This is a genomic window from Neobacillus sp. NPDC093182 (assembly GCF_044754045.1).
The window spans coordinates 117,137-136,554 of the sequence record NZ_JBIVOI010000010.1 but is presented as its reverse complement, the minus strand read 5'-3'; the positions used below and the strand labels follow the sequence as shown (position 1 = coordinate 136,554).

Sequence of the window (19,418 nt, the reverse complement as noted above, 5' to 3'; positions counted from 1 at the left end):
TGTATATTAGCACTGACATTCATCTAATTTCGAAACTTAAAGTATAGATTTTTGAAACACCGAGAAAATAATGGTGTTGTCTTATCTTTTAGTGAAGGGACCAACGATATGGGATGGTTTAAACCACACTCTAATAAAACGGCACAAAAGTCATTGAAAGATATTATGGCGCAAGCCTGTAAATCCAGTGACTTTCATCAATTTTCTCCCGTTGGAAAAATAGAGATTAGTTATTATAAATCTTTAATAAACGAAGATAAAATAAATCGATATCTTATACAGGAAATTCAAAAGAATATAGAAAAGATTAACGAATTGGAAGATATCAAAAATATCCTTCCTTTTGATGAAATCAAAGTAACCAATGATACCCAAAATGTTGAAAACAAACTTATAAAGGGATTTGTGATCATACAGCTAAAGAATGTTGAAAATGACTTTATTCTCGTAAATGTCAATAATGGTCAAATGGGGCATCGAAAGAATAATGATACAGAGAATGAATTTAGTGTAGTTGGACCCAAAGTCGGCTTTGTAGAAAATCTTGATATAAACATTCATCTTTTAAGGCAACTAGTTGCAGTTTCCAATTTAGTTATTGAAGAAATAACGATTGGAACTGTCTCTAACACAAGGGTAGCTATTGCCTATTTAGATGGAGTAACGAATCCTAGACAAGTCCAAACTGTGAAACAGAGGCTCAATAATATTAATTTAGATGTTGTTTATGATTCGTCAATGCTAGATCAAATCATTTCAGATAACTCCAATACGATTTTCCCGCTTTTTACATCATCGGAAAGAATCGATCGTATTACGTATTCAATTACATTAGGACAAGTAGCCGTTTTATCCGATGGCTCTCCTTATGTAATCTCAGGTCCGTCTACCATTTTGGATTTTTTTATTTCGCCGGAGGATTATTTATTACCATGGATACTTGGGTCATTTTTTCGTATTGCTCGAATTTGTAGTGTTTTTTTCTCGATATTTGCAACCTCGTTCTATGTTGCTGTACTAACCTATCATTTTGAAGTGATTCCGGAAAAATTACTTGAGCCTCTTGTCATTTCGAGGGCAAATGTTCCATTTCCTCCAGTAATGGAAGTTATCTTTTTGGAAATAACCATTGAATTGTTGCGTGAGGCAGGTGCTCGGTTGCCTGCCAAAATTGGTCAAACATTAGGGATCGTGGGGGGGATTGTCATTGGGCAGGCTACTGTTGAAGCTGCGCTTACCAGTAGTATATTGCTTATCATTGTCGCTTTATCAGCACTCGCCTCATTTACAACTCCTATTTTTAAAATGGCTAACACCATTCGGGTCTTACGGTTTCCCTTTATTATTCTCGCATCAATCTGGGGGGGCTTAGGAATTGTTGCAGGGCTCTTGTTACTTATGGGTCATTTATTGAGGCTGAAATCTTTAGGGACTCCTTATTTGGTGCCCTTATTCCCTTTTCGAACAGGGAATTTTGCGGACAGCTTTATCCGTTCATCATTTCAATATATAAATAAAAGGAACAAATCTTTAAAGCCACTGTCATTTAAACGATATGAACCCAGCGAAGACATGGAGGATATTAATCATGAGGAGAGTTAAACGAATGCTGCTTCTTCTCTGTTTGTTGGTGCTGGTTCTAACTAGTTGCAGCAATGAAAGGGTAGTAGACCAATTACATATTTTGACAACTTTGGGGTTTGATAAAAACAAGTCAGGTTATACGGGTACAGCGTTGTACTCCGATCTTACTAAAAAGGGTGGTAAAATAAGCTTTCTCCAGGGAAATTCAAAGCAAATTATGCTGATTTTAAATAAAATGAATAATCAATCTACCAAACGGATCGATATTGCAAAATTGAGGATGATTATGTTTAGCAAAGAGGTAGCTAAAGAGGGGTTATCGCACTTTTTACTTACCATTTGTAAAGATCCTCTCATAAGTAACTATTTATATATTGTTGTTACGGAGGAATCCATTGCTTCTGTTTCAAAAGGTTTAAAAGATAAAGGTCGTGATAATCTTCCATATTATATGATTGAACAAAATATGCAATCAGGTAACATCCCCCATTCCAATCTCTCGACGGTACTGTTTGACTTTTATGGGGAAGGAAGAGATTTCTCGGTTCCGTATATTCGATTTAATAAAAACGGGGAAACTGAAATAATCGGGTTCGGAATATTTAAAGATGATCGGTTGAAAATAGTCATTAATAGGGAAGAAATGATGTTGTACAAATTGCTGCAGGGTAAATTTATTCAAGGGGATATACCCTATACAATTAATGATAAAAAGGGCAAAAGTACAGCCCTATTCTCTATTCAATATGGAAAGGGGAACAAGACGGTCTCAAAACATAAAAACGAAACAAAGGTAACCTACCACCTGACATTAAATGGAATGGTAAAGGAATATCCACAAGGAACACAAGTAGAAATGAATAAATCACTTGTACATTTAAAAAAGCAGCTCCAAACGGACTTGGTGCTCCTATTAAATAAATTCAAGGATGAGGAGGTGGACCCTTTAGGCACAGGGGATTTAGTAAGAGCATATAGCAGGGATTGGAATGAGAATCAATTTTATAAAGAAGAATATTCAAATATAGTATTTGATGTTGATCTAAATCTTCAACTAACTAAATCAGGCATAGGTGAATAAATGGCGGGTGAGTAATGAATGGGAAATCATGTAAAAGAAAGTTTAACATTATCTCCATATCTTCTTTGGTTTCTACTTCATGGCACACAAGTGGGGATTGCTATGCTAAGTTTTCAAAGATATATCATTACCGGAGCAGAACAGGATTCGTGGGTCTCTCTATTATTAGTAGGAATAAGTATGCATTTTATTACTTGGATTATGTTTTTTGTGCTGAAAAATGCGAATGAAGGGGATATTATCTCCTTACACCAACAGTTGTTTGGAAAATGGTTGGGCAAATGTCTGACTCTTGGTTTTTATGGCTATATACTCTTATTTCTCATAACTGAAATTCGTTTGTATGTAGAAGTTTTACATGTTTGGGTTTTTCCAAATACAAAGATTTGGATATTTTCGCTTATGATTTTAATGATTTGTATTTATCTTGTTTCCGGTGGACTTAGAGTGGTGGCTGGTGTTTGCTTTTTTTGTATCGTTATTCCTTCCTTATTACTTTTATCGCTCTCTGTTCCTTTAAAATATGCGCATTGGACTAATTTCCTCCCGCTTTTTAATCATCAATTTAATGATTATGCCGAATCCGCCTTCCATTCGTTGACGTTATTCAGTGGAGTAGAATTTTTGCTTTTACTCTACCCTTTTATAAAAAATAACGAAAAATCACAAAAGTGGGCCCAAATTAGTAATGTACATACCACGATTTTATATTTATTTATAACTTTAGTATCTTTTTCCTACTTTAATATTCAACAGTTAGAGCATACGATTTGGCCAACCCTAATACTGTCCAAAATCATTCAACTTCCGTTCCTCGAAAGATTTGATTCCATCTATGTATATAATTGGTTCTTAATCATCGTAGCCCGTTGTTGTGTCCCTTTATGGGCAGGGATACGAATATTAAGAAAAACATTCGGTCTTAAAGCTAGACCGTCATTATGGATTACAAGTACGATTGTGTTTATATGTTTAATTCCTTTAAAGGGCCAAAAAATGATAGAGAAGCTCGACTTTCTGTTATCTGTTACAGGAGGAATCCTGCTTTATGGCTACATCCCTTTACTATTTATTTTGATACTCATCATTAATTTTTTTAAGAAAAAACATATGGTTAAAATTAAAGGGAAACAATAAAACGTTGATTCGTAGTTTGATCTAAACGAAGAACAAAAAATGGACTAGGATTATTATGAGTTCATCTCTTGACATAAACCCTATTATGGTTTTAAATAAAAAAAGAACAATTGGTCTTTTTTAATAAAGGAGGCTTGCAAAAGTGAATAAAGGGGAACGAACGAAAAAATTTATTATTGAGCAATCATCGTCTTTATTTAACACAATCGGTTATAAATCCACTTCTATTGCTGAAATAATGAAGGCCACCGGATTAAAAAAGGGAGGGATCTTTTATCACTTTGATAGTAAGGATGATTTAGCCAAAGCTTCGTTTTCCTACTCGTTAATGACACTAAAGGAAAATTATTTGCATGCGATTAACTCCAAGGAGACCGCAAGCGAGCAATTTCAGGCTTTTACTGCTATGGTTATAACGTTGTGGAACAATGAAATCATAGTAGGTGGATGCCCTTTAATGAATGCTGCCATTGAAGCTGATGATTCAAATATTTTGATCGAAGATTCCATTAAAGAAGGCTTTGCTGGCTTAATAAATATTATCAAAGGCATTATTGAGACTGGAAAGAGTCAAAATGAAATTGATAAACATGTTGATTCTGAACAAATGGCGGTGTTAATTCTTTCTTCTCTGGAAGGTGCATTGGCACTCAGCAGATTGTATAAGGATAAACGATATTTAGACATGGTTATCATGCAGATAAAAGCCATGCTATTCTAATTTTTTAATTTTTTTTAGATAAAAAAAGACCTTTTGGTCCTTTTTTGTAAGATTCATATACTAGTACATTTAGTAGATTTAAAAAAATTCGTGAAAGTAGGGGACGTATTGAAAAGAATGTTATGGGTTGTTCTTATGATGTCGTGTGGAGCTACGTTTATTTCTTCTTTATTTCCTTTATACAGTGAGCATTATGGGCTAAGCAGTCTACAAATTACTATCTTGTTTGCCGTCTATGCTGCTATCCTGGTGCCGACATTGCTTATCGTAGGAGCTAAAGGCAGCGCCTGGGGATTGAAAAGGGTGCTTCGCATCAGTGTATTGATTTCCATCACATCGACCTTAATTTTTCTGGGGAGTTTTAATGTCTGGATGCTCTATATAGCAAGGATATTGGAAGGTATCGCATACGGAGCTTTTACGGGTACGGCTGTTGCCTTTTTAATAAAAGTAACTTCTCCTAATAAAATGAGCACAGCAATCAAGTTATCAGGAGTTTCGGTACTGATCGGTTTTGGCCTTGGGCCAGCTATTGCAGGTTTAGTTATACAATATCTACATTGGCATCCGCTTCGTTTACCATATTGGGTTCTCCTTTTCATGTTAATTAGCGCATTAGTCATTCTGGAAACCCTGCCAAAACATGATCACCTTCCTGGGCAGAAACCAGCTAAGACTAAGATTTCAATTGGTGTTCCGAGAAATATTCGCTCCCATTTTTGGTCGTTTATCGGGCTGCCGATATTTATTGGTTTCACACTACAAGGAATTGTGTTATCCCTTGTGCCTTCATTTGCTAAAAATGTTATTCATACTTCCAACCTCTCTGTCCCTGGTTTGTTAATTTTGTTGCTTCTGGGTGGAGGGGCCTTGGCTCAGTTCGTTCCTTGGGCAAGTAATCCGGTTACACGGATCCGTTTAGGATTACTATTCCTTGTTATAGGATCTTGGGTCATTGTTATTTCTGGTCAGACAGCGAGTTTAATGTTGCTCTGGACCGGCGTATTCTTTCAAGCTGTTGGCGGTGGATGGATGTTTCAAGTTACTCTAAGGTTAGCCGGTCAGTTACCGAAACCAGAAGAACGCCCACGAGTTATTACGGCTTTTTATTTATGCGGCTACTCCGGATTTATTGTTCCAATTCTGGGGGTCGGAATATTGACTCAATTTTTTAGTTTGAACTTTTCGTTAATTGTACTAAATGTATTTGCCTCACTTATCATTATTTATGTGTTGATCTATTCTGTGAAATTTAAACGTTCCTATTCTAAAACAAACAGCTTAGTAACAACCTAATACAAATAAACAAATGAATACAAACTTTCTATTAAACTTTGATGGTTTGCGAGAGATTCCCTATACGTATGTGAGGGCACACTTGTATTAGAAACCCAGCAAAGCTCTGACACAACCTACCGGGTGTATGATTATGACCGTAGAGATACGAATGGGAATCTGCGCGATCTGCATTTTAGAAAAAGCCATTGATGACACTACTGTTCCACATCAAGAAGCAGGGGTTGCTCCTGTAGTAACGAGCGGGAGTCAATACCTATGTTGACAAACTATCTATTAAAAGATAGAATGACACCATGAACAAAAATAAGAATACAGCAGAAACTATTTTGGATACTGCTCAGTCGATCGTGCAGGAGTTTGGGTTTAACGGATTCAGCTATGCACACATTGCAAAAAAAGTTGGGATACGTACTGCAAGTATTCATTACTATTTCCCGAATAAGGAGGATCTGGGAGAAGCGCTGATTGAACGGTATCACAAAAATTTTATTTCTGCAATCGCTCAAATCGATACTGAGACACAGAACAATTTGGAAAAACTACGCAAATTTATTATGCTTTACGGTGGCCCTGTTCAAAATTATTGTACTTGCATGGGGGTCATGCTTTCAACTGACCTGGCTACTTTATCAGGTCAAACACGAGAAGGGATAGCTCAGTTATTCACCGCCAATTTAGAATGGTTGGAACGTGTGTTGGATCAGGGGCGGCGTGAAGGGCATCTAAAGTTTGAAGGTGCCGCGGATGTGCAAGCCCATCAATTCCTTGCTTCGCTTCAAGGTGCGCAATTACTAGCAAGAAGCTTTCGGGATTTAAATAGATTTGATTTGATAGCTGAAGGATTAATATCCGCTTTAACTTAAAAAAGAAGGCGGATATTTTTTTAATATAATTCTACCTTTTAGTAGGTAGATAAAAACCTTTTGTTGGAAAAATAAATATGAAGAAGGGAGTGATCGGGGTGAAGTTCGCATTCTCCCGATGATTTTATGAAAGTTTTTGACCGGGTAATGCAAGAAAATTAAACACAGCAATGATAAGGGGTGTCTAAACTTTGAAGGTGCGTGCAAGCCCACCATTTTCTTGCTTCGCTACAAGGTGCGCAATTAATTACAAGAAGTTTTCGGAATTTAAGCAGATTGGACAGGATTGCTGAAGCATTAATATCCGCTTTAACCAAAAAAAAGGCGGATATTCTTTCAAAAATAAAATCTACCTATTAATAGGTCAAAAATAGTGAGGAACCATTTTACTAAATGGAAGAGGTGAAGTGATGTTGTATGAGCTGCGAGTATATCATGTGAATCCTGGCAAGATGCGGGCAATACAAGATAGGTTCAAAGATTATGTTATCGACTTATTTATGAAGCATGATTTGAAAGTGACGCTATTTTGGGAAGAGATTGATGAGGCAAATAACCGTCTTTATTATGTTGTCGAGCATGCCAATATGAAAATGCGTAACCTCAACTATGATCGTTTCCGCAACGATCCTGAATGGATTGAATTAAAAAGAATTACAGAACTTGATGGACCATTAGTGAACAAACAAGAAAGTATATTTATGAAAAACGTATCATTTTTCGAGAATAAATGAAATCATGCTGAAAACCTGTCCTTAAATTAGAAAAGAATTTAAAAAATAACTATGAAATGGAGCAAATAAAATGAAAACATTAGTAATTGTGAGTCACCCGAACATCGACGAATCCCACGTGAATAAAGCATGGATGGAGGAATTGCAAAAGCAAAGTGATGTTACAATTCATGAGTTATATAAGGCTTACCCAGATGAAAATATCGATGTTTCTAAAGAGCAGCAGTTGATTGAGGCACATGATCGGATTATTTTCCAATTTCCACTCATTTGGTACAGCACACCTGCATTACTAAAAAAATGGTTCGATTCCGTATTACAATACGGTTGGGCTTATGGGCCAGATGGCAGGAAAACAGCAGGTAAGGAAATTGGCGTAGCGGTTTCGACATATGGTTCTGAAGAATCGTATCAAGCAACTGGGTCCAATCGTTTTACACTGCAAGAAATATTGCGTCCGATTGAAGCGACTGCTCATTTTATCAGTGCTTCTTATCTGCCTCACTTTACACTGAACGATGCTTCTAACCTTTCCGATGAGCGATTGGCACAAAGTAGAATCGATTACATTCATCATATTAAAACTGTAAAGGAAGTGGTGAATGTTTAATGAAAGACTTGATCTTTGATGTTTATATGGATACGAGTTGCCCCTAGTGTCGAATGGTAACAAAGAGCTGTCAAGATGGAGCGATGAAGGAAGGCGTGCGTGCTGCTGCTGAACATCAAGCAAAACGAACCGTATCGGTTGCTAAATCGGTGAAAAACGGTTTAGAACAATAATATAAGCTATCACTTAATTAGATCATACATGCAGGCGATTCATTACGCCAATTTATTTTCCATAAATTATAAAATACAAGGAGAAATAACACATGGGTATTCAAGGAAAAGTAGTAATAATAACTGGCGGAAGCAGCGGTCTTGGGAAAGCTATGGCGATTGAGATGGTGAATCGAGGAGCGAATGTAGTTCTCAATGGACGTCGTGAACAAGCGTTGGCTGAGACTGCAAAAGAAATCGATCCTACAGGAAATCAAGTGCGGTTTGTTTCCGGTGATATTGCAGATCCTAAGATAGCGCAACGCTTAATCGACGAAGGTTTGGCTCACTTTGGACGCATCGATACATTAATTAATAATGCGGGAATCTTCATGTCTAAGCCATTTACGGAGTATTCAGAAGAGGACTTTGCAACGTATTTATCCACGAATGTCGTCGGCTTCTTCCACGTTACCCAATGCGCGGTAGCTGAGATGCTGAAACAAGGAACGGGACACGTCATTAACATCACGACAAGTCTGGTTGACCAACCGTCCGTTGACGTTCCTTCCGTACTCGCCTCCTTGACGAAGGGCGGTCTGAACTCGGCGACGAAATCATTAGCAATTGAGTATGCTTCTAGAGGTATTCGCGTGAATGCAGTCTCACCGGGGGTAATAAAAACACCAATGCACCCTGTTGAATCACACGATGATCTAGCTAAACTGCATCCTATGGGACGCATGGGTGAGGAGCATGAAATCGTCGAAGCAGTCTTATATCTGGATTCAGCCAACTTCGTAACTGGTGAGATCCTTCATGTTGATGGTGGACAGAATGCTGGTCACTAAGCAAATGCAGCAGCAGATACAAAACATAACCAAACGGAATGGGGGAGAATATTCGTGCCAATCGTTACGATTCAAGTGACCCGTGAGGGCACAACACCAGATCGTCAGTCTGTTACGGCGGAAGAAAAAGCGGCACTCATTAAAGGGGCCAGCGAGCTTCTATTCAAGGTGTTGAACAAGCCCTTAGACTCTACTTTCGTCGTTATCGAAGAGGTGGATACCGAGAGTTGGGGTTGGGGCGGACTGCCAGTGTTGGAGTACCGCCAGCAGCTTGCCGATAAGAAGAAGTAATGTGATCATGGCAGGATTGCCGGGGATGCAAGAGCAGAAGGTTCTGCCTAGCTTCTCCGGCAGGCTCGCCTGCGCTGTCAAGTTAATCACACCGCAATCCATTTTGACAGCAGTAAATTTAAAGCGCTTCCAATGGCATTTTCATAATGACATAAAGGGTGATGAACAGTGAAGGAGAAAGCGGTTGAAACGTTGTACGTTAATACTATGCAAACTGGTTTTTCCGGAACCCGATGTGCCCATAATTCCAATAAACTCTCCTTCTTTCATAGAAAAGGACAGCCCATTTCAAGCAGAATGCGTGCTGCTGTCTTTTTTCCATATACTTTCGTGTATTTCGTGTCTCAATAATTGTTTTCATTTATATTCCTCCATCTTTTATATAGATTGTTAGCTGTCATATACCTGTTTAACATCCTGTTTTTGAGGATGTTTTGTCATTTTAGTTGGAAGGGTTAAAGATTTTTTAAAGATAGAATTAAGGATAGGGAAAGTTTTAAAAAAACTGGTTTAGTTTGAAATCGAGGCAGCTCATTAAGCGGGAAACTACTATTAATGAAGTGAATTGTGTTTATGATTTATAAAATTTAGAGAACCTTTACTCTCTCTTTAAAAAATCTTTAAAATTAGCAACTATACTGAAGTCAACGCTTAAGCTCAAAGAACAGCGTCACCAACTACTTTTAAAATTAGGAGGAGAAATTAAATGTTTTTTACAATAGATTCATGGTATATTTTGCTTCCAGCCTACATTCTATTTTTACTATCTCTTTTCATTGGAACTAGAAAAAAGAACTATCGTGCGGGACAATATTTTCTATTAATAACATTTGCTATATACCTTTTAGCAGTGATTCATTTAGTATTCTTTCCGATAGAGGTTTGGTTAGGAGTAAATAAATCGACTCAACCATTGTGGCAAGTGATTTTGCAAGAAATAAATTTTATTCCTATCTTAACAATTGACATTCCAAGTTTTGTATTAAACGTCATTATGTTGATACCTTTTGGTGTATATTTACCGTTACTAAACAGTAAGGTAGTCTCAGCAAAAAAAGCGGCAAAGTACGGTTTCTTCCTAAGCTTATCAATTGAAGTATTACAGTTAACATTCGAAGTCACATTGGGAAGCGGCAGAACCGCAGATATTAATGACCTTATTGCCAATACACTTGGTGCTGCAGTTGGATTTTTAATAATAATGAAATTGGTAAAAATAAGATTATTCAAGGTTTTGGTTTCTAAATTTTCATTAGCAAAATCTGTGTGAATCCCCTATCCAGGGGATTTATGCTTTGGTTTAGGGGGATGTATTTTGAGTAAGTCAATACTAGTTGTCGATGATGATAAAGAAATTGCGGAATTGATTGAGGTGTACCTTCATAATGAAGGCTATACCATCTATAAAGCACAAGATGGAGTTCAAGCACTTTATTTTTTGGAAAAGACTCAAGTGGATCTGATTGTTTTAGATATTATGATGCCAAAAATGGATGGTTTAGAATTTTGTAAACAAGTTCGCAAAGTGAATCAGGTACCTATTCTCATGGTGAGCGCAAAAGTACAAGATATGGATAAAATTATTGGTTTGATGTCAGGTGCCGATGATTATATGAGTAAACCTTTCAACCCGTTGGAATTAACGGCAAGAGTGAAGGCATTACTCAGAAGAGCCAGTTATCAGCAGCCTGCAATGGAGAATGACCGAATTCAAATTGCTTCACTCGAAATTGACAAACATAGCCATAAAGTAACGGCAAACGGAAGAGAAATAAAATTAACTGCGATTGAATTCGATATTTTATATTTACTAGCCAAGAATCGCGGGAGAGTTTTTGGTTCAGAAGAGATTTTTGAAAAGATATGGAATGAGCCTGGAGCAGGGTCGAATAAAACGGTTATGGTTCATATAAGCAACTTGCGGGATAAAATCGAAGCAGTTTTGCCAGGAGAATCAATTATTCAGACGGTCTGGGGGGTTGGCTACAAAGTTGAGAAATAATTTCCTTGATGTCGTAAAGTTTATTCCTAATAAGAAAATTTATTTTTATCTCTTTCTATCCGCAATACTAACAATGATTACCGCTTTTATTGTTATTCCTTCTTTAGAGTATTACGCAGAGCAGTCTCGATTTTTTTCGCAGATTCTTAACATTTTGTCTTATTTTGGGCCATTAATCATTATTCTTTTCTATTGTACTATTTTTTGTGCTTACCTTTTTTTATTTTATCAATATGAGAAACAACGATATACAGCATATAGAATTTATAAACTGTCAGAGGAAGTTCAGTTAATCGCAAAAGCTAATTTTGATAAAAAGGTAATAAAAATAGATGATGCCGAATTAGGACTATTAGCTGAAAGTATTAATGCTATAATCATTCAAGCCCAAAAGGCGATTGAGGAAGAAAGAAGGGCAAAGGAAATTAAGAATGATTTAGTAACGAATGTTGCCCATGACCTTAGGTCACCCCTGACGTCCATTATTGGGTACTTAAACCTTATCAATAATGATAATTATCGAGATGAGATCGAACTGCGGTATTACACCCAAATTGTTCAATCAAAAGCTGAGAGATTACATCATTTAATCAATGATTTATTTGAATATACGTATGTTCAAAATAAAGAAATCCTGATGAAAGACCCGATTAATATAGAAGAAATGGTCAACCAATTAGCGGTTCAATATCGGATCCAGCTACAAGAAGCTGGAATGCAATTAAGACAATTCACAACCATCCAACATCCAATTATTATTGGTGATGGTAATAAACTGGCCAGAGTATTTGAAAACCTGATTCAAAATGCCATCCGGTATGGAAAAGAAGGGAAATATTTAGATATTAGTATAATGGAACGAGAGGAAACAATAGAAATTGCCATCAGTAATTATGGTAAACCAATACCAAGTGTGGACCTTCCACATATTTTTGATCGGTTTTACCGAGTGGAAAAATCACGCTCTGAATATACGGGTGGTGCCGGGTTAGGACTCGCCATTGCCAAAAGTATCGTTGAATTGCATGATGGCACGATTAAGGCAGAAAGTTCTACTGGGAAAACCACTTTTATCATTACCTTATTAAAAGTGAAAGGTTGAAACGAATGATCAATCCCCGATGGCAGCTACCTAGTACTAAAGTAATAAGAAAAAACACTGCAACCCGTGGTATATAAATGGGTTAAGTGTTTTCTTTTTATGAGTATTTTTGTAAAAAATATAAGCAAAGAGCTGCGGGAAGTGGAAAACAATTACTTTTGAATTCTCAATAGGAAAAACAGAACATTCTAACTAGTAATAAATAACTATTTTAGTTGTTTTGATGGCTTTAAGATGATATATTTGTATATAATAAATATATCAACTTTAAAAGGTGAAATAGCGAATGAATACTCCCTTATATGAAAAAATATATGAATATATCATCGATCAAATAAAGCAAGGACAATTGTTGGAGGGAGATCGAGTTCCTTCAGAAAAGGAGTTGGCTGCAGAATTCGATGTAAGCAGAATTACATCAAAAAAAGCGTTAGACTTGCTTGCGCACAATAACATCATTGAGCGGATAAGAGGAAAAGGCTCATTTGTTGCCCATCAGCAGGTAGAAAATAACGAGTGGACTTCTAATGAGATGCAAAGTTCCATGATTACAAATAGTAAATTGATTGCCCTCATCATACCTGACTTTGATAATGCCTTTGGGCTAACTCTGGTAAAAACGATTGAAAAAATGTGTATGCAGCATAAATGCAACTTGATTATCCGGCGTACAGGAGGGAAGACTGAAGAAGAGGCAAGTGCGATCATAGATCTTGTAAAGAGTGGAGTGGATGGTCTTATCATCTTTCCCGTCCACGGCGAACATTACAATACAGAAATATTAAAACTAGTCTTAAACGATTTTCCAATTGTGGTGGTGGACCGGTACTTGAGGGGAATTCCCGCTAGTTCAGTATGTACAAATAATCAATCTGCCTGTGAAACCTTAACAAATTATTTATTTAATTTAGGACATAAGGACATTGCCTTCCTGTCTCCGTCTCCGATTGGGACTTCAACATTAGAGGAGCGACTCCAAGGGTTTCATATTGCATATTCAAAGCAAGGTTTGAAACTGAATCCTGATTTTTTACTGATTGACCTGATCAGTTCCTTACCGCAAAACTATGAGGATCACCCGGAAACGATGGAAGCAGACTTTCAATCGATCAAACATTTTATTGAAAACAACCCGGAAGTCACGGCCTTTATTGTGAGTGAATACTATTTGGCTCTTACACTTCGAAATGTGTTAAATAAGCTGGGAAAAAAAATTCCTGAAGATTATTCCATTGTCTGTTTTGACTGCCCAGAAGACCGTTTTGATCAAGCTCTTTTTACTCATATTAATCAACATGAGGAAGAAATGGGTAAGAAGGCCGTCTATTTACTAATAAAGCAACTAAACGGCGAGAAAATCCCTAAGCATACGCTCATTGATTTTACCTTGGTAGAGGGAAAGTCAACAGCTCCAATTCAATCATTATAGAACCAAAACAATCCATTGATAAGGATTGTTTTTTTTGTTCTAATGGGTTTTTTAACGAAAAGAATAAAATGAAAGAATATTCAAAAAAGAATGTTGACATACATAAAAGGAGTTGGTAATCTATCAATATACCATTAATAATAACAAGTAATAGTTGTTATATCATCTTAACGATTTTTTACAGCAAGCATTGAAAGCGCTTTATTAATGGTGCATCTGTGAACGTACATAAAAAGGCATATAAAAAAATTCGAAAAAAAGGCAGGGGGATGAAGATGAAACAAAAGAAAAAAAGAATCGGGGCATTAGCATTAATATTCGTTCTAACTTTATCAATGATTCTTACTGGATGTTCCTCGAAATCTAGTTCTTCAGGGAAAGGAAACAAAAATCAAACAACAGTGACATTTTGGCATCCGATGACAGATGTTACAGGTGAAGCGGTTGACGCAGTTATTAAGGAATTTGAGAAACAAAATCCTGATATCAAAATCAATGGTGTCTATACTGCAAATCAAGGTGAAGGGCAAAATGAAAAATTAATGACGGCTATCTCTGGAGGAAATCCTCCTGATGTTGCATACTTCGACCGTTTCGAGATTGGATCTTGGGCAGCACAAGGATCCTTGGAGGATTTGACACAATTAGCTGAATCAAGCGGGGTTACAAAGGATACCTACTATCCTTTTGCATGGGATGAGGCTAATTACGAAGGAAAACTATACGGAATCCCTACCACTACGGATTCAAGGCTCGTGTATTTTAATATCGATCATTTTAAAGAGGTTGGATTAGATCCTGAAAACCCACCGAAAACAATTGCAGAATTAGAAGCTGCTGCAGAAAAATTAACCAAGAAAAAAGGAAAGCGCTTTGAACGTATTGGCTTTATTCCATGGTTTGGCCAAGGCTGGTTTTATGGTTGGGGTTGGTCGTTCGGCGGAGAATTCTTTAATCCTGAAACAAATAAAGCAACTGCAACTGATCCAAAGGTTGTGGAGGCTCTTCAATGGATTACAGATTATGCAAAAAAATATAATGTCGAGGATATCGCTGGTTTTACCGATTCACAAGGCCAGGGTGCAATGGACCCATTTTTAACCGGCCAACTAAGCATGAAGGTAAGCGGCCCATGGGAGGTTTCCGCCATTAAGAAATTCAAACCGGATTTGAAATATGGGGTATTTCCTATGCCAACTCCAACAGGAGAAAATCATACAACATGGTCAGGCGGATGGTCAGTTGTAATCCCTAAGGGTGCCAAGAATAAAGATGCTGCCTGGGAATTTATGAAGTTCTTTGGCGGGGAAGAAGGTCAAAAGATTTTTAGTGGAATTGCGAGAGACTTCTCGGTCATCGATTCCGTCAATGAAGAACTGGGATATAAAGAGGACCCGATCTTAAAAGAATTTGTTAACATTTTACCTGTTTCTCACCACAGACCGGTTATGACACAAGGATCTTTATATTGGAACGAACTGGCAAGCGCAGTTGAAAATGCAACACGTGGAAATGGAACACCAGAAGAGCTATTAACTAAAGTGAATGAAAAAGTAAATAAAGAACTAAGTAAATAATGGAACACTTGTTGCCGAGTTCAGGAACTGGATAAGAAAGGGAGGAGTTTTTTCTCCTCCCGGAAAAGAAATATTCGGACAGGAGCAGTGATTAAAGTGAAAGGTAACACGCCACTAGCTGAAGAAATGAACTCTCCTAAAACAGAGTCTAATAATATAATGAACATCGCTGCTGAGAAAAGGCTGGCTAATTGGGGGCAATACAAATACGGTTTATTATTTGCATCACCTTGGATTATAGGTTTACTCGTTTTTTACGCGATTCCCTTGTTTTCATCTATTTATTTCAGCTTTACTTCCTATAGTATTCTTCAGCCAGGTGAATTCATTGGTTTGCAGAATTATAAAGAATTAATGAATGATGAATTATTTTGGAAATCCGTTTATAATACCGTTTACTTTGCGGTGTTTTATGTACCATTAGGAATCATCTTTGGTGTGGCACTGGCCATGATGCTCAACATGAAGGTGAAAGGGATGGCCGTATATCGAACTATTTTCTTTCTGCCAACTCTTGTCCCGCATGTAGCGCTGGCGGTTTTATGGATGTGGCTGTTAAATCCAGGGTTTGGACTAGTAAACGGGATTTTAAGCACGATTGGTATTGAAGGGCCATCATGGCTTGGAAGTGAGACTTGGTCAAAGCCTTCATTAATCCTCATGTCATTGTGGGGTATCGGCCAGGCTGTGGTCATCTATTTAGCCGGTCTGGGAGATATTCCGGAAGATTATTATGATGCCGCGGAAGTAGATGGAGCGAACTGGATTCAAAAAACTTTTCATATTACTCTGCCTCTATTAACACCGGTTATCTTTTTCAATTTGGTTATGGGAATTATTGGTGCGTTCCAGCAATTCACATTACCTTACACATTGACACAAGGCAAAGGGACACCAGCCAATTCATTAACCTTTTATGTGATGTATTTATACGATAACGGCTTCAAATTCTTCAAAATGGGCTATGCCTCTGCCATGGCATGGGTGTTATTTGTCATTGTTATGGCATTAACTGCCTTTGTATTTATCACATCCAAGCGCTGGGTTCACTATCAAGGCAAATAAGGGGGGAGAAAAAATGGAAGGAGCAAGGAAAAAGAAAGTATCGCGTTTTTCAGCTCATATTGTCCTCATTGTCGCATCATTTTTCTTTATGATTCCATTTATCTGGATGGTATCAACATCATTAAAACCATTGACACAAGTATTTACTTTTCCGCCTGAATGGATTCCAAAGCCAGTGAAGTGGAGCAATTATATTGATGCTATGAATTATATCCCGTTTTTTACTTATTTAAAAAACACCATCATTATTACCGTATTCAGTACCGTTGGGGCTGTTTTATCGTGTCCAATTGTTGCTTATAGCTTCGCGAAACTGAAGTGGCCTGGGAGGAATATCCTTTTTATCATTACTATTGGTGTCATGATGATCCCAGGGCAAGTGACTATGATACCATTATTTTTATTGTTTGAAAAATTAGGGATGGTGGGTACGCCCTATCCATTAATCCTCCCGGCCTTTTTCGGAATCCCTTTTTACATCTTCCTGTTAAGGCAATTTTTTATGGGCTTACCTGATAGTTTACGAGAGGCTGCGAAAATAGATGGTGCCAGCGAATTCAGAATCTATTGGCAAATCATGCTTCCGCTAGCAAAACCAGCGGTATTGGCCGTAGGACTATTTCAATTTATGGCTAGTTGGACAGACTTTATCGGACCATTACTCTATTTAACGGATTCCGTTCAATACACTTTATCTCTAGGTTTGCAGCAATTCCAAAGCCAGAAAGGTTCTGAATGGGGACTGATGATGGCTGTATCTACCATGATGACACTTCCAGTGATTATCCTATTCTTCTTTTTACAAAAAACATTTATTAAAGGAATTACTTTCAGTGGAATTAAATAGGAATCTATTAATATTTATTTAAACTAGTAGGAGGTTGTTGATATGAATAAAAAAATAGGGATGAGAATATCACCTAAAATTGGTGCAGAAGGAATGGAGTCTGTGGCAAAATTCGCCGCTAGTATTGGCTTGGATGTCGTCGATGTTCCTGTTTATAACCAAGAAGTGAAAGCTGTATTAGAAAATGCGGGGCTCGAAGTCGGATCGATTGATGGTGTAGGTGCCGTTGGCAGAACAAAGCTGTTAAGCGAAGATGAGAAAAGTCGTGCAGAAGCAGTGTCGGCGCTAAAAACTCAAATGACAGAAATTTCTGAGCTTGGCGGAAAAGTCATGTTTATGTGTCTGGTTCCGGATGATATTACAATGCCGAGAAAGAAAGCATTTAAAATTTGGAAAGAAACCTTTCCTTCCGTCGTAAAGCACGCTGAACAAGAAAACATTTTTATTGCCTTAGAAGGGTGGCCGGGGCCTGCTCCCTATTATCCAACGTTAGGGTGCACACCCGAAATGCTAAGAGCGATGTTCAACGTTATTTCTTCTAAACATTTCGGGATCAATTATGATCCTTCCCACTTAGTAAGGCTAGGGATTGATCATTTAAGAGTATTGAGTGAATTTGGTGACAGAATCAATTACTGCCATGGTAAAGACACAGAAATTTTACATGATGAACAATATGAATGCGGTAACATTGAGGCCACCTTTGGAGCAAACTATGATTTTTCAGAAGGGCCATGGAGATACACCATTCCTGGACAAGGAGATGTGGACTGGGCAAAGGTAGCCGTTCGTTTAGAAAAGGTCGGTTATCAGGGTCCAATCAGCATAGAACTAGAAGATCACCGCTATTGGGGTTCTTTAGAGAAGGAACAGCAAGGAATTATCAAAGCAAAAGAACATCTGGCGATTTATTTTAAATAACCATTTAGGAGGAAATAAAGATGACAAAAACTGTGAAAGTGGCGATTGTTGGTTGTGGCGGTATCGCAAATGGAAAACATATGCCTAGCTTATCGAAGCTCAAGCATGTGGAATTAGTGGCTTTTTGCGACGTACTCTTTGAAAGAGCTGAAAAAGCGGTAGCAAAATATGGTGTTCCCGGTGCAAAGGTGTATGAGGATTATCGAGAGTTGCTTCAAGATGAAGCGATTGATGTGGTCCATGTCCTTACACCAAATGATTCTCATGCGGAAATATCTGTGGCTGCACTGGATTCAGGAAAGCATGTGATGTGTGAAAAGCCAATGGCGAAGACGGCTGCTGAAGCGCGAAAGATGGTGGAGGCGGCAAAACGCTCAGGTAAAAAACTGACAATCGGATATAACAATCGCTTCCGGCCCGATAGCCAGCATTTACATCAACTCTGTGAACGCGGTGATTTAGGGGAGATTTATTTTGCCAAGGCGCATGCGATCCGCCGCCGTGCCGTACCGACATGGGGTGTATTTTTAGATGAAGAAAAACAAGGCGGAGGCCCGTTAATTGATATTGGCACCCATGCCCTCGATTTAACGTTATGGATGATGGATAACTATAAACCGAAATCGGTTATGGGGAACACGTATCATAAATTAAGCCAAAAGAAAAATGCGGCCAATGCATGGGGACCATGGGACCCTGAAAAATTTACTGTTGAGGATTCTGCTTTCGGATTTATTACGATGGAAAATGGCGCTACCATCGTGTTGGAAGCAAGCTGGGCTTTAAACTCGCTGGATGAGGATGAGGCAAAATGCTCACTGAGCGGAACAGAGGGCGGAGCAGATATGAAGGATGGACTTAGAATAAACGGGGAAAGCTTCGGTAAGCTTTATACAACCAATATTGAGCTTGGCGCTGGGGGAGTAGCCTTTTATGATGGAAAGTCAGAATCAGATGCTGATCTAGAGGCAAGGCTTTGGATTGATAATATCCTCCATGACACCGAGCCTGTAGTAAAGCCGGAACAAGCATATGTGGTCACGCAAATCTTGGAAGCAATCTATGAATCTGCTAAAACAGGAAAAGCCGTTTACTTTGAAGAGAAATCTTCTTTAGTTGCAAATAAATGAATGGATTCAGCGAGGTGAACGA

At 37.9% G+C, this 19,418-nt stretch carries 21 protein-coding genes and 1 pseudogene; 20 read left to right on the top strand and 2 right to left on the bottom strand.

What is annotated here, in order from left to right:
* The first annotated feature begins 108 nt into the window (after nt 1–108).
* The 11 genes and pseudogenes from ACIQAA_RS18745 to ACIQAA_RS18695 all read left to right on the top strand — a co-directional run bounded on the left by ACIQAA_RS18745 (nt 109) and on the right by ACIQAA_RS18695 (nt 9,323).
* Entirely contained in the window at nt 109–1,602 is a 1,494-nt protein-coding gene (locus ACIQAA_RS18745) for a spore germination protein (RefSeq protein ID WP_402622254.1), read from the top strand.
* A complete protein-coding gene (locus tag ACIQAA_RS18740; RefSeq protein ID WP_402622252.1) occupies nt 1,589–2,665 on the top strand; it encodes a Ger(x)C family spore germination protein in 1,077 nt (358 codons plus the stop codon). The genes ACIQAA_RS18745 and ACIQAA_RS18740 overlap by 14 nt, the downstream gene beginning before the upstream one ends.
* 18 nt (nt 2,666–2,683) lie before the next feature.
* Nucleotides 2,684–3,802: a GerAB/ArcD/ProY family transporter gene (locus tag ACIQAA_RS18735; RefSeq protein WP_402622250.1), complete on the top strand. Its 1,119-nt coding sequence runs from the start codon at nt 2,684–2,686 to the stop codon at nt 3,800–3,802.
* Nucleotides 3,803–3,944: 142 nt separating this feature from the next.
* Nucleotides 3,945–4,523 carry a TetR/AcrR family transcriptional regulator gene (locus ACIQAA_RS18730; RefSeq protein ID WP_402622249.1) on the top strand — a complete coding sequence of 193 codons (579 nt, stop codon included), beginning with the start codon at nt 3,945–3,947 and terminating at the stop codon, nt 4,521–4,523.
* Between the two features lie 117 nt (nt 4,524–4,640).
* Nucleotides 4,641–5,819, top strand: a complete 1,179-nt coding sequence (locus tag ACIQAA_RS18725; protein WP_402622453.1) for an MFS transporter — start codon at nt 4,641–4,643, stop codon at nt 5,817–5,819.
* A gap of 66 nt (nt 5,820–5,885) precedes the next feature.
* Nucleotides 5,886–6,057 (top strand): annotated as a pseudogene (locus ACIQAA_RS18720) (mannose-6-phosphate isomerase); the annotation flags it as partial.
* A 58-nt stretch (nt 6,058–6,115) separates the two neighbouring features.
* The gene (locus ACIQAA_RS18715; RefSeq protein ID WP_402622247.1) at nt 6,116–6,685 is read left to right on the top strand and encodes a TetR/AcrR family transcriptional regulator; all 570 of its coding nucleotides are present in this window, start codon (nt 6,116–6,118) and stop codon (nt 6,683–6,685) included.
* Nucleotides 6,686–7,095: 410 nt separating this feature from the next.
* Complete coding sequence (locus ACIQAA_RS18710) at nt 7,096–7,419, top strand: NIPSNAP family protein (RefSeq protein ID WP_402622245.1); 324 nt, start codon at nt 7,096–7,098, stop codon at nt 7,417–7,419.
* Between the two features lie 70 nt (nt 7,420–7,489).
* Nucleotides 7,490–8,029 carry an NAD(P)H-dependent oxidoreductase gene (locus ACIQAA_RS18705; protein ID WP_402622243.1) on the top strand — a complete coding sequence of 180 codons (540 nt, stop codon included), beginning with the start codon at nt 7,490–7,492 and terminating at the stop codon, nt 8,027–8,029.
* Between the two features lie 265 nt (nt 8,030–8,294).
* A complete protein-coding gene (locus tag ACIQAA_RS18700) occupies nt 8,295–9,032 on the top strand; it encodes an SDR family NAD(P)-dependent oxidoreductase (RefSeq protein ID WP_402622242.1) in 738 nt (245 codons plus the stop codon).
* Between the two features lie 54 nt (nt 9,033–9,086).
* Complete coding sequence (locus ACIQAA_RS18695) at nt 9,087–9,323, top strand: tautomerase family protein (RefSeq protein ID WP_402622240.1); 237 nt, start codon at nt 9,087–9,089, stop codon at nt 9,321–9,323.
* A gap of 141 nt (nt 9,324–9,464) precedes the next feature.
* On the opposite strand, the gene ACIQAA_RS18690 is transcribed toward ACIQAA_RS18695, so the two are convergent.
* Together ACIQAA_RS18690 and ACIQAA_RS18685 are read right to left on the bottom strand one after the other, a co-directional pair.
* On the bottom strand, nt 9,465–9,575 hold the full coding sequence (locus ACIQAA_RS18690) for a hypothetical protein (protein ID WP_402622451.1): 111 nt from the start codon (nt 9,573–9,575) through the stop codon (nt 9,465–9,467).
* Complete coding sequence (locus ACIQAA_RS18685) at nt 9,529–9,684, bottom strand: hypothetical protein (protein ID WP_402622470.1); 156 nt, start codon at nt 9,682–9,684, stop codon at nt 9,529–9,531. Before ACIQAA_RS18685 ends, ACIQAA_RS18690 begins: the two co-directional genes overlap by 47 nt.
* 345 nt (nt 9,685–10,029) lie before the next feature.
* Between ACIQAA_RS18685 and ACIQAA_RS18680 the strand changes: the two genes are divergently transcribed.
* The 9 genes from ACIQAA_RS18680 (at nt 10,030) to ACIQAA_RS18640 (ending at nt 19,396) form a co-directional block, all read left to right on the top strand.
* Nucleotides 10,030–10,593, top strand: coding sequence for a VanZ family protein (locus tag ACIQAA_RS18680; RefSeq protein ID WP_402622238.1), 564 nt, complete (start codon nt 10,030–10,032; stop codon nt 10,591–10,593).
* A gap of 45 nt (nt 10,594–10,638) precedes the next feature.
* Nucleotides 10,639–11,325 carry a response regulator transcription factor gene (locus tag ACIQAA_RS18675; protein WP_402622236.1) on the top strand — a complete coding sequence of 229 codons (687 nt, stop codon included), beginning with the start codon at nt 10,639–10,641 and terminating at the stop codon, nt 11,323–11,325.
* Nucleotides 11,315–12,427: a sensor histidine kinase gene (locus ACIQAA_RS18670; RefSeq protein WP_402622235.1), complete on the top strand. Its 1,113-nt coding sequence runs from the start codon at nt 11,315–11,317 to the stop codon at nt 12,425–12,427. The genes ACIQAA_RS18675 and ACIQAA_RS18670 overlap by 11 nt, the downstream gene beginning before the upstream one ends.
* A 286-nt stretch (nt 12,428–12,713) precedes the next feature.
* A complete protein-coding gene (locus tag ACIQAA_RS18665) occupies nt 12,714–13,856 on the top strand; it encodes a GntR family transcriptional regulator (protein WP_402622233.1) in 1,143 nt (380 codons plus the stop codon).
* Nucleotides 13,857–14,131: 275 nt separating this feature from the next.
* Nucleotides 14,132–15,433, top strand: coding sequence for an ABC transporter substrate-binding protein (locus tag ACIQAA_RS18660; protein ID WP_402622232.1), 1,302 nt, complete (start codon nt 14,132–14,134; stop codon nt 15,431–15,433).
* A gap of 159 nt (nt 15,434–15,592) precedes the next feature.
* Nucleotides 15,593–16,498 carry a carbohydrate ABC transporter permease gene (locus tag ACIQAA_RS18655; RefSeq protein ID WP_402622450.1) on the top strand — a complete coding sequence of 302 codons (906 nt, stop codon included), beginning with the start codon at nt 15,593–15,595 and terminating at the stop codon, nt 16,496–16,498.
* A 13-nt stretch (nt 16,499–16,511) separates the two neighbouring features.
* On the top strand, nt 16,512–17,345 hold the full coding sequence (locus ACIQAA_RS18650; protein WP_402622230.1) for a carbohydrate ABC transporter permease: 834 nt from the start codon (nt 16,512–16,514) through the stop codon (nt 17,343–17,345).
* A 42-nt stretch (nt 17,346–17,387) separates the two neighbouring features.
* Complete coding sequence (locus ACIQAA_RS18645; RefSeq protein WP_402622228.1) at nt 17,388–18,266, top strand: sugar phosphate isomerase/epimerase family protein; 879 nt, start codon at nt 17,388–17,390, stop codon at nt 18,264–18,266.
* Between the two features lie 20 nt (nt 18,267–18,286).
* Entirely contained in the window at nt 18,287–19,396 is a 1,110-nt protein-coding gene (locus ACIQAA_RS18640) for a Gfo/Idh/MocA family protein (RefSeq protein WP_402622226.1), read from the top strand.
* Nucleotides 19,397–19,418: the final 22 nt, after the last annotated feature.

Excerpts from the sequence above, each read along its gene's own strand:
- ACIQAA_RS18665 (WP_402622233.1), top strand. The coding sequence starts at position 12,714 with ATGAATACTCCCTTATATGAAAAAATATATGAATATATCATCGATCAA.
- ACIQAA_RS18685 (WP_402622470.1), bottom strand. The coding sequence starts at position 9,684 with ATGAAAACAATTATTGAGACACGAAATACACGAAAGTATATGGAAAAA.
- ACIQAA_RS18655 (WP_402622450.1), top strand. The coding sequence starts at position 15,593 with ATGAACATCGCTGCTGAGAAAAGGCTGGCTAATTGGGGGCAATACAAA.
- ACIQAA_RS18740 (WP_402622252.1), top strand. The coding sequence starts at position 1,589 with ATGAGGAGAGTTAAACGAATGCTGCTTCTTCTCTGTTTGTTGGTGCTG.
- ACIQAA_RS18660 (WP_402622232.1), top strand. The coding sequence starts at position 14,132 with ATGAAACAAAAGAAAAAAAGAATCGGGGCATTAGCATTAATATTCGTT.
- ACIQAA_RS18650 (WP_402622230.1), top strand. The coding sequence starts at position 16,512 with ATGGAAGGAGCAAGGAAAAAGAAAGTATCGCGTTTTTCAGCTCATATT.
- ACIQAA_RS18725 (WP_402622453.1), top strand. The coding sequence starts at position 4,641 with ATGTTATGGGTTGTTCTTATGATGTCGTGTGGAGCTACGTTTATTTCT.
- ACIQAA_RS18710 (WP_402622245.1), top strand. The coding sequence starts at position 7,096 with ATGTTGTATGAGCTGCGAGTATATCATGTGAATCCTGGCAAGATGCGG.
- ACIQAA_RS18735 (WP_402622250.1), top strand. The coding sequence starts at position 2,684 with ATGGGAAATCATGTAAAAGAAAGTTTAACATTATCTCCATATCTTCTT.
- ACIQAA_RS18645 (WP_402622228.1), top strand. The coding sequence starts at position 17,388 with ATGAATAAAAAAATAGGGATGAGAATATCACCTAAAATTGGTGCAGAA.
- ACIQAA_RS18715 (WP_402622247.1), top strand. The coding sequence starts at position 6,116 with ATGAACAAAAATAAGAATACAGCAGAAACTATTTTGGATACTGCTCAG.
- ACIQAA_RS18745 (WP_402622254.1), top strand. The coding sequence starts at position 109 with ATGGGATGGTTTAAACCACACTCTAATAAAACGGCACAAAAGTCATTG.
- ACIQAA_RS18680 (WP_402622238.1), top strand. The coding sequence starts at position 10,030 with ATGTTTTTTACAATAGATTCATGGTATATTTTGCTTCCAGCCTACATT.
- ACIQAA_RS18700 (WP_402622242.1), top strand. The coding sequence starts at position 8,295 with ATGGGTATTCAAGGAAAAGTAGTAATAATAACTGGCGGAAGCAGCGGT.
- ACIQAA_RS18640 (WP_402622226.1), top strand. The coding sequence starts at position 18,287 with ATGACAAAAACTGTGAAAGTGGCGATTGTTGGTTGTGGCGGTATCGCA.
- ACIQAA_RS18705 (WP_402622243.1), top strand. The coding sequence starts at position 7,490 with ATGAAAACATTAGTAATTGTGAGTCACCCGAACATCGACGAATCCCAC.